8 protein-coding genes are annotated in these 5,914 nt (G+C 25.4%); 2 read left to right on the plus strand and 6 right to left on the minus strand.

The window, feature by feature from the left end; all coding sequences use genetic code 11:
- Nucleotides 1–120: 120 nt before the first annotated feature.
- The 6 genes from AC2D8K_RS12145 to AC2D8K_RS12170 form a co-directional block, all read right to left on the minus strand.
- Entirely contained in the window at nt 121–747 is a 627-nt protein-coding gene (locus tag AC2D8K_RS12145; protein WP_031884083.1) for a recombinase family protein, read from the minus strand.
- Nucleotides 748–869: 122 nt separating this feature from the next.
- The gene (locus AC2D8K_RS12150) at nt 870–1,745 is read right to left on the minus strand and encodes a hypothetical protein (RefSeq protein ID WP_128424879.1); all 876 of its coding nucleotides are present in this window, start codon (nt 1,743–1,745) and stop codon (nt 870–872) included.
- A gap of 275 nt (nt 1,746–2,020) precedes the next feature.
- The gene (locus AC2D8K_RS12155) at nt 2,021–2,278 is read right to left on the minus strand and encodes a hypothetical protein (RefSeq protein WP_128424878.1); all 258 of its coding nucleotides are present in this window, start codon (nt 2,276–2,278) and stop codon (nt 2,021–2,023) included.
- A 69-nt stretch (nt 2,279–2,347) separates the two neighbouring features.
- Nucleotides 2,348–2,530: a hypothetical protein gene (locus AC2D8K_RS12160; RefSeq protein ID WP_002485059.1), complete on the minus strand. Its 183-nt coding sequence runs from the start codon at nt 2,528–2,530 to the stop codon at nt 2,348–2,350.
- Between the two features lie 142 nt (nt 2,531–2,672).
- Nucleotides 2,673–2,981: a hypothetical protein gene (locus AC2D8K_RS12165; protein WP_002485057.1), complete on the minus strand. Its 309-nt coding sequence runs from the start codon at nt 2,979–2,981 to the stop codon at nt 2,673–2,675.
- A complete protein-coding gene (locus AC2D8K_RS12170) occupies nt 2,971–3,870 on the minus strand; it encodes a ParA family protein (protein WP_002485060.1) in 900 nt (299 codons plus the stop codon). The genes AC2D8K_RS12165 and AC2D8K_RS12170 overlap by 11 nt, the downstream gene beginning before the upstream one ends.
- A gap of 154 nt (nt 3,871–4,024) precedes the next feature.
- Here AC2D8K_RS12170 and AC2D8K_RS12175 point away from each other — a divergent pair, with 154 nt between their 5' ends.
- Nucleotides 4,025–4,249 carry a hypothetical protein gene (locus AC2D8K_RS12175; protein ID WP_002485061.1) on the plus strand — a complete coding sequence of 75 codons (225 nt, stop codon included), beginning with the start codon at nt 4,025–4,027 and terminating at the stop codon, nt 4,247–4,249.
- A 298-nt stretch (nt 4,250–4,547) separates the two neighbouring features.
- Nucleotides 4,548–5,543, plus strand: coding sequence for a replication initiator protein A (locus tag AC2D8K_RS12180; protein WP_031896213.1), 996 nt, complete (start codon nt 4,548–4,550; stop codon nt 5,541–5,543).
- Nucleotides 5,544–5,914: the final 371 nt, after the last annotated feature.

A 5,914-nucleotide genomic window follows, 5' to 3' on the forward strand; every position in this document is an offset into this window, starting at 1 on the left:
TATTGTTGCTGTCTTTTTTCTTCCTCATATCTTTCTCTATCACTTCTATTCATAATAACTCCTCCTTTACACAAATGTAAATTACACATATGTAATTTACATTTGTGTAATTAATAATTGTTATTCATAGTCTTTATATAATCCACTTTGATAATCATTTTTTATCCTATATATAGTCTGTCTTGATAGTCCTACTTTCTTTGCTATTCTACTAATAGCCATACCCTCATCTATAAAGCCTATCACTCTAAAATAAACTGCTTGCTTTTGTGGGTCTTTAGCGTTTGGACTATATAGCTTAGGTCGGCCTTTATAAATACCTTTTGCCTTTGCTACTGCTATACCATCTGCTTGTCTACGCTTACTATCATTTCTTTCTTGCTCTGAAATCATTGCTAACAATTGAATGATTAAATTTTTTAAGAACTTATCAAATAATTCATTTCCTACAATCTCATTCATCATTGGTAGACTTGTAATAATTAATTTAACATTTTTTTCTCTAAGAAAATCTACAGTTTTAATTACTTCATCATAGTTACGTCCAAGTCTATCTAATGCATCAACAATTAATGTATCTTCTTCTCTTACAAAATCCATAACTTCTTGAAATACTTTTCTATCTTTAATGTTCTTTCCAGATTGTTTTTCTTCAAAGATTTTTGTAGCACCATATCTTTTTAAAATTTCTATTTGTCTTTCTAAATTTTGATCTTTTGTAGATACTCGGGCATAACCAATTTTCAAATTTTTCACAACTCCTTTTTGTTACACCCTAATCATACATTTAAAACCTTAAAAAAACAACTTCCACCACTGACTGATTAGGGCTTACCCTAATCAGTCAGTATAAAGTATTGAATTAATTGTCATTTAAATAATTTATTACGGATATCTTGTTTATCATTTTCACTTAATTCTGCTAAACAATGATAAAGATACTCGAAATGCAACAATAGTATTACTGCATTTTGCTTTGTTCCATACTGATTATCATATCCATGCATAATAGAATGTCTATTAATTTCATTGATCTTTTTTTCACCAAATTCAAAATTTCGTTTTAATTTAGATTTATAATATTCTTTGATTTTGAAGTAATCAGAATCAACATAATAATCATGATTAGATTTATACTTGTTTATCGTTTCTTCAATTATAATATTAAAGAGTCGATAATTAGTTTTTCCTTTATAATTCACTGAATTGAATATCATTCCTTCTAGTCTTGCTAGTAAGGCAGGTATTACAAGATAATAATATTCCTGCTTATATCCATCTAAAATCTCTTTTAATATAGTAATATCTTCTTGAGGTAGTTTATAACTGATTACTTGGCTTTTTAAATGATTAAAATGAATTTCATCAAAATACCTTGTCATTATCAAATCAATATTTTCTTTAGTTACCTCCCAATGATTTGGATTCATTTCAATATAATTAATAACTTCATTTATGTCTACATAATCTATCGGTGGATAATCATAGTTAATAAAAATTGAATTTACTGTAGTAACATTATCAATAAAACTATCTAAAGCATCTTTAAATTCATCTAAGTTAGGTATACTTTTAGCTAGAACTTCTATTGATTCAGATATTTGCTTACTGTATTTAGAATTTATATCTTTTATTGTTTCGGTCATTTTATTGCTAAATTTAGAATTTATATCTTCTATTTTTTTATACATACTATTAAAGTTCAATTTATCTAGTATGATGTGTTCACTAAAATTTTTCTTCATTTTAAAATTCCTTCCTTATTTACATAATGACCGTTATCATCATTTATATCAAAAATCGTTTTTAATTCCTTATGAGCAAAAACTAATAAATCACTATTTGAAATACCAATAAAATTACAAGTAATAAAAACATTATTATATTTATTCGTTTAAGTATAAACATACTGTATATATAACAACCTAACAAACCTATAGTTATAATAAACAATAAAACTTGTAAGACTAAACTAAAATCTATATCCATTTGTAATCACCCTTTATATTTATCATTCACATTAATTTCTTTTTAACTTCATCATTGCAGATACAATAATACTATTTGTACTAATGTTATTCTGGTTTATAAAATATTTAAAATCATTTTTTTCTTTAAAGAAATATTGTAATTCTTCTTTATCGAAATTTGTATTTGCTACTTGATTAAGTTCATTTAAATTATTCATATATTTAATATCATTGATTATTCTTTCTTTTACTGATTCAGCTAAATCATATTGTTTCTTTGTAGCAAATTTAAACGAGTTTTTGTTCATATCCAAACCTCCATTTTACACAAATGTAAAATACACATGTGTAAATTACATTTGTGTATCTTACACGTATCAAATAGCAATATCAAAATCAAATAATGATAATTGTTTTGTGTCGGTTTCTACCACAGACACAATTTCTATTTCAAAATTTCTATTTTGCTTCTTATTAATTATCCATAATTCTAATGTTTCATTTGTTTCATATGGAACATTGATAAATTCACAAAACCATTCAACGTAGTTTTCTATCATTTTAAACGCCTCCTATTGATTTATAGGCATTTATAAATTATTCTATGATTGTAAGTATTTTTATAAATGCTTTAGTCGTAGGGTCTGCCAAGAATACCTACGGCTTTTTATTTGTGTAATTTACATTTGTGTAAATTACACATTATTTTTTGTTTTTTACTCGTCTTAATTTTTGTTCATTTTCTTCTTTTTCTTGCTCTCTTATTTCTTGTTTTTCACTATCAGAATAATCTTCAATGAATTTCTCTAAAGCTGCTTCCAAAACGTCATTTAAATTATCATATAGACCAATTTTTTTTAGTGCTACAGCCTTACTATGAATAGTACCTTTCACTCTTAAACTATGCGTAGGTAAAACACTATATCTTTCAGAAGTATCTAACATTGTATTTTCGTAATTGTTAGTTCTATTTCTTTTTTTATTTAACAAGCTATCTTCTTTATTTTCCATTACGATCCCTCATTTTCTCTAATAATTCATCTGCAATATTCTCATACATTGTAAGTACATTTCTATCATGCATATCTTCATTTTGAATACCTATTGCATCCCAAAATTTAACTCTTTCTCTTTGCATCACTTTATTTTCAAATACATAGTTTCCATACACATGTTTAAGTAGTTTTATAATAAAGCTATCTATCTTACCTTGATTTTTAAACATAACTGGTAAAATTCCAACTATATCAAAATCATTATCATGTAAATCTCGAAAATCAGATAAATGACTTATAAGTTTTTCTACTGCATTAAAACTTCTTACATGAGTTTGTACAACAATCAAACTATAATCACATGAATAAATTCCACTATTAGCAAAATCAGATAATGTAGGTGGTGTATCTATTAATATAAAATCATAATCTTCTTTTACTTCTTCTAAGAAGCTATCAAAGTATTTTGCACCATCAATTCTATTGAGTTTTAAATCTTCTAATAAATATGGATAACCAATCATATTAAAATCTGATGGTACTATTGATAAATTATTACTCAATTCTATTATTGATTCATTTAAATGTTTTTGTTCTTTCAACGTATGGTACAAATCGTTTTCATTTATATCTGTTGATTTTCTTAAAAGTAAATCTAGTATTTCATCTTCTTTTTCATCTAAAATACTTTCAATATTATTAGAATTCATTATCTCATTTAATAAACTATTATTGTTTTCTTTAAATGTTTTTAATAATAGATCAGTAACATCTGCTTGAGGGTCTAAATCAACAACTAATACTTTTTTCTTTTTAATTTCAGATAATACATAAGCAATTCCAGCAGTTGATGATGTTTTTGATACTCCACCTTTAAAGTTATTTATTGATATTACTTCTGTCATAATACTATCCCTCCTTTTGAATATAGTTATATCATATCACACATGTGTAAATTACACAAATGTAAATTACACATGTGTGAATTACATTTGTGTAATTTACATTTATAGTATATACTATAAGCAATAAATATTCACTAGCAGGGGAGGAGTTTATATGAATATAGAACCTATTGAAATGATTTCTATTACAATCATATTTGTATTACTCATAAGTCTTGCTACATTCATTATTGATAAAATGAATTGGTGGGGTGGTGTCAAAAAAACACTATTTATTATGTGGAATATCGTTTCAGCAATCTTTATTCTATTAGGAACATTAGTATCTTTGATTTTCATAGTATTTACAGCAATGCTTTTTGCAAGCGGGAAAGACTAAATTGGAATTAAGTCTATAAAGAGGGAAAAAAGCAAGTAGATTTAAAAATAAATTTTACAAATAACAACAACATGTTATTATTAATTTATAAGAAATGAAAAAAGAGCAACTACTGGAAATAGTTGCCCTTAGGTAATAAAACGTTTAGCCGACGTTTATTTAATATCAAATTTATACTTGTATTATATAATGAATAACTTCTTAGTGCAAGCACCTAAATCATTAAATAAATGTAAAGCTAAATAAAAGCGTTTTATTACCTCTTACCAAACTAAAATTCGGAAAGAGGTTTTTTATTATGACAATGGAACTTTACAACGTAAATGAGGAATATAGAGAAAAGTTTTATCAAATACCGAAAGTATTTTTTACTAATCCAAAATATATTAAAATATCCAATGATGCGAAAATGGCATGGGGTATTCTTAGAGATCGTTTAGATTTATCAATTAAAAATGGCTGGATTGATTCTAAAACAGGTAATATATTCTTTTATTACAAAAATGAGAACCTGCAAACTATATTAAATTGTAAAAAAGATAAGGTCATTAAAATTAAGAAAGAACTTATTGAAGCCGAATTATTACTACAAGAAAGACAGGGTTTAAATAAAACAAATAAACTTTATTTAGTGAAACCAGAAGTTACAGAAGATGATATTTATAAAATTCAAAAGCAAGAAAACACAGTTGAGAGCAGTAGTGGCAAGGAAGTCGGAAAAACCGAGTTCCAGAAGTCGGAAAAACCGAGTTCCAGAAGTCGGAAAAACCGAGTTCAAGAAGTCGGAAAAACCGAATCTAATGATACTGAATTTAACAATACTGAATTTAGCAATACTGAACTAAATGATATGAATGACTTGAATGATATAGAGTACAAAAATAATATTAGTATTCATTCAAATCATTCAAATCAATTTACACATAATTTTGATGATAAAGATTATAAAGAAATACTACTGCAAGAATTTCCAGAGCAACTAACTAATTATTTATTAAAATATGATTATAGAGATTTAGAAATCATAAAGGCCGTTATTCTTAAAGCAAAAAAATCTTTTAATTCAAATCATGATGATAATTTTTATATGCTAGAACATATTGAAGATGAAATATTAATTTCTTTAAAAAGACTTAAAAAAGCTATCCATGATAGGGGAGTTAAAGGCCAAAAAGAAACAATCAAGTCAATGCAAGGATATTTAATGCAAACGATTTTAACTGAACTTGAAGAATTACATTCAGCAGATATGAGAAGAAAGAATATGTCGGACAATAATATTTTTAATATGTAAGTTATAAGTATTAGTTACTACCTATCAACCAATTTAAAAGCAATGAATTTAAATTATATATATATTACTTCTAAAAAACATATGGTAAAATTGCCCGATTAATAGTAATATATAAACTGTAAAAATTTTATATAGACACTTGAAGCACATTTTCAATACACCTAAGCAATAAAACGATACATTACAGTAATTTAATTATTATTGTAATATATCGTTCGCTTAGGTTTACATAGTTAAATTTTAAAGAGATTCATTAAAATAATGCGATAAAAATAAATTCAAAACTTGTGATTTTTTTAGATCATGTTTACTTGCAATCTTTTCTATTTTTTTCTTGTTAGATTCTTCAATCATGTAAGATGCTTGTACAT

The sequence above is a fragment of the Staphylococcus sp. 510 genome, from assembly GCF_057219715.1.

Coding starts and splice junctions, on each gene's coding strand:
- AC2D8K_RS12175 (WP_002485061.1), top strand. CDS start 4,025: ATGAATATAGAACCTATTGAAATGATTTCTATTACAATCATATTTGTA.
- AC2D8K_RS12165 (WP_002485057.1), bottom strand. CDS start 2,981: ATGGAAAATAAAGAAGATAGCTTGTTAAATAAAAAAAGAAATAGAACT.
- AC2D8K_RS12150 (WP_128424879.1), bottom strand. CDS start 1,745: ATGAAGAAAAATTTTAGTGAACACATCATACTAGATAAATTGAACTTT.
- AC2D8K_RS12155 (WP_128424878.1), bottom strand. CDS start 2,278: ATGAACAAAAACTCGTTTAAATTTGCTACAAAGAAACAATATGATTTA.
- AC2D8K_RS12160 (WP_002485059.1), bottom strand. CDS start 2,530: ATGATAGAAAACTACGTTGAATGGTTTTGTGAATTTATCAATGTTCCA.
- AC2D8K_RS12170 (WP_002485060.1), bottom strand. CDS start 3,870: ATGACAGAAGTAATATCAATAAATAACTTTAAAGGTGGAGTATCAAAA.
- AC2D8K_RS12180 (WP_031896213.1), top strand. CDS start 4,548: ATGACAATGGAACTTTACAACGTAAATGAGGAATATAGAGAAAAGTTT.